Genomic DNA, 2,971 nt, shown 5'->3' with positions numbered 1-2,971 from the left:
CCGCCCGACAACTCACTTACCCGGGCGGAGAGTTGGCCGCCGGCGAATCCGAGCCGCTCCAGCAACTGAGCGGGCGTGACGTCGCGGCCGTCGACGTCGTAGCCGCTGCGCAGCCGGCCCAACAGGTCGGCGACCCGCTCGTCGGCCAACGGCATCAACTCGTCTCCGCGCTGGTCGAGCATTCCCAGCCGAACCGTTTTGCCGCGCTTGACTCTTCCGCTGTCCGGCTCGATCGCGCCCGTGATGAGTCCCAACATGGTCGACTTGCCCGCTCCGTTGGCGCCGACAATTCCGGTACGTTCGCCCGGTCCTATCCGCCACTCGACATCACGCAGCACCGGTCGGCCGTCGAATGACACCGACACGTCGAGCAGGTCGATGACGTCTTTGCCGAGTCGCGCGGTCGCCAGCTTGGCCAACTCGACGGGGTTTCGCACCGGTGGTACGTCGGCGATCAGCTGATTTGCCGCCTCGATGCGGAATTTCGGCTTCGACGTCCGGGCCGGCGGACCGCGGCGCAGCCAGGCCAGCTCCTTACGCATCAGGTTCTGCCGCTTGGATTCGACGACGGCAGCCGTCCGGTCCCGTTCGACCCGCTGCAGGACGTAGGCGGCATACCCGCCCTCGAACGGCTCGACGAGCCCGTCGTGCACCTCCCACGTCGCGGTTGCCACCTCGTCGAGGAACCAGCGGTCGTGGGTGACCACGAGCAGGCCGCCGGTCGCGCGCGCCCAGCGTTCGCGCAGATGCCTCGCCAGCCAGGTGATGCCCTCGATGTCGAGATGGTTGGTCGGCTCGTCGAGCGCAACCACGTCCCACTCGCCGACCAGCAGCGCTGCCAACTGGACCCGGCGGCGCTGCCCGCCACTGAGGGTGCCGATCACCGCGTCCCAGCCGATGTCGGAAACCAGGCCGCTGACCACATCACGAATTCGCGGATCGCCGGCCCACTCGTGGTCGGCCCGGTCGCCGACCAGCGTCCACCCCACCGTGCTGGCCGAATCCAGGGTGTCGGCCTGGCTCAGCGCTCCGACCCGCAGCCCGCTGCGCCGGGTGACCCGTCCGGCGTCCGGACTCAGCTGGCCGGTGAGCAGGCCCAGCAAACTGGACTTGCCGTCGCCGTTGCGTCCCACGATGCCGATGCGGTCGCCGTCGCTGATCCCGACGGTCGTCGAGTCGAAGACGACCCCGGTCGGATACTCCAGGTGAACCGCCTCGGCGCCCAGCAAGTGTGCCACCGGCCCGAGGTTAGCCTGGCGATGCGGGCGCGGTGTTCATGCGTCCGGGCTGGCCGGCCGGGATGTCCGACCGCACAGAGCGGGCGGCCCCGCTCGACGATGTCCGCGCCGTCCTGAGCAGTCGACGGTTCGGAGATCTCAGCGGCGCGTCCATCCACCGCCGATCCGGCTGCAGGTGTTGCGCCCGCTGCTTAGGGCGCCCGGTGCGCTACGCGCCGTATCCGGACGTGACACGTTCAGTGTCGACCAGGTTGGCCATCGCGGCGAATGAGTGGGGCGGCGTCTGCCAGAATGGCGGAAGCAATCGGCGTTCGCAGCAGCAAACAGGGGAGCGGCGGGATGGATTTGAGGGTTTCAGCGCTCACCCGACCGGTTGAGCGTCTGATCGCGACCGCGCAGAACGGCCTGGAAGTGTTGCGGCTCGGCGGCTTGGAAACCGGCAACTCGCCGTCACCGTCGCAGGTGGTGGAGAGCACACCGATGTACAAGCTCCGGCGGTACTACCCGCCGGACAGCCGTCCGGGGCATCCCCAGGCAGGCCCGCCCGTGTTACTGGTGCACCCCATGATGATGTCGGCGAATATGTGGGACGTCGCCCGAGAGGACGGCGCGGTAGGCATCCTGCACGAAGCCGGGCTTGACCCCTGGGTTATCGACTTCGGCTCACCCGACGAGGTCGAAGGCGGAATGCGCCGCACCCTGACCGATCACATCGTGGCGCTGAGCGAGGCGATCGACGTCCTCACCGGCATCGCCGGCCGCGACGTCCATCTCGCCGGTTATTCGCAAGGCGGGATGTTCTGCTACCAGGCGGCGGCCTACCGGCGCTCGAAATCTATCGCGAGCATTGTGACGTTCGGTTCTCCCGTCGACACGCTGGCGGCCCTGCCGATGGGGCTGCCGCCCAACCTGGCTCCTGGCATCGCCAATTTCATGGCTGACCATGTCTTCAACCGCCTCGACATTCCAGGGTGGTTGGCGCGCACCGGCTTTCAGATGCTCGATCCGCTCAAGACGGCCAAAGCGCGCGTCGACTTCGTGCGCCAACTGCACGATCGTGAAGCGCTGCTACCGCGCGAGGCCCAGCGCAGATTCTTGGAGTCCGAAGGTTGGATCGCTTGGTCGGGGCCGGCGATCTCGGAACTGCTCAAGCAATTCATCGCGCACAACCGGATGATGACCGGTGGTTTCGCGATCAACGGCCAGCTGGTGACGCTGACCGACATCACCTGTCCCATATTGGCGTTCGTCGGAGAGGTCGACGATATTGGTCAGCCGGCCGCGGTGCGCGGTATCCGTCGGGCAGCGCCCAACGCCGAAGTGTACGAATATTTGATTCGGACAGGTCATTTCGGTCTGGTGGTCGGATCCAGAGCAGCGCAGGAGTCGTGGCCGACTGTGGCCGATTGGGCGCTGTGGATCTCCGGAAGCGGCACCAAGCCCACCGACATCTTCCCGATGGCGGATCAGCCGACCGAACCGGACGACCGCGGCGTCGCGCTGAGTTCGCGGATGATGCACGGCTTCGGCGAGGTGTCCGAGGTGGCTCTGACACTGGTTCGCGGAGCGGCCGAAGCGGTTTTCGCGGCGAACAAGTCTGTGCGCACGCTGGCCGTCGAGACGGTGCGGACGCTGCCGCGACTGGCCCGGTTGGGCCAGATCAACGACCACACCCGGATCTCGCTGGGCCGCATCATCGGCGAACAGGCGCACGATGCCCCGCACGGTGAATT

Annotated in this window: 2 protein-coding genes; one reads left to right on the top strand and one right to left on the bottom strand. The window is 67.3% G+C overall.

Annotation, left to right across the window (positions count from 1 at the left end; translation table 11 throughout):
- Positions 1 to 1,238: ABC-F family ATP-binding cassette domain-containing protein (locus tag AC2VOG_RS13805; protein WP_486940454.1), on the bottom strand; the 1,238-nt coding region annotated here is incomplete at its 3' end.
- A gap of 339 nt (positions 1,239 to 1,577) precedes the next feature.
- Between AC2VOG_RS13805 and AC2VOG_RS13800 the strand changes: the two genes are divergently transcribed.
- The coding region (locus tag AC2VOG_RS13800; protein WP_486940453.1) for an alpha/beta fold hydrolase at positions 1,578 to 2,971 on the top strand (1,394 nt) is incomplete at its 3' end.

The organism is Mycobacterium sp. TH-M11, assembly GCF_057473725.1.
This window is presented reverse-complemented; position numbering and strand designations above follow the sequence as displayed.